The organism is Achromobacter sp. GbtcB20 (assembly GCF_019091095.1).
Lineage (GTDB): Bacteria > Pseudomonadota > Gammaproteobacteria > Burkholderiales > Burkholderiaceae_B > Achromobacter > Achromobacter mucicolens.
The window spans coordinates 1-243 of the sequence record NZ_JAGXJZ010000809.1; the positions used below are offsets into that span (position 1 = coordinate 1).

Consider the following 243-nt stretch of genomic DNA (forward strand, 5'->3'; position numbering starts at 1 on the left):
GGGGACGCGCTTGATTGCGTTGCCGAAGAAATAAACTCGTTCAAGCCAGGGCGAAGTAAGCGACCAGGAGCACGATGCTCGCCATCGCGCACAGGACGCCCGCCAGCGAGGTTTCGTAGCGGCGCCTGAGCACCCGGCTCCAGGACCGCAGTGCGATGCGCTCGTACCAGTTGGCCTGCCATTGGGTCAGCGCAAACAACTGCAGCGCGATCGCGCCCGCCAGCAGGGCGCCGGGCTCGCGCT

1 protein-coding gene is annotated in these 243 nt (G+C 66.3%); it reads right to left on the reverse strand.

Annotated features, from left to right (window positions below; genetic code table 11):
* Positions 1-40: 40 nt before the first annotated feature.
* Positions 41-243: hypothetical protein (locus KVT32_RS31210; RefSeq protein WP_217619547.1), on the reverse strand; the 203-nt coding region annotated here is incomplete at its 5' end.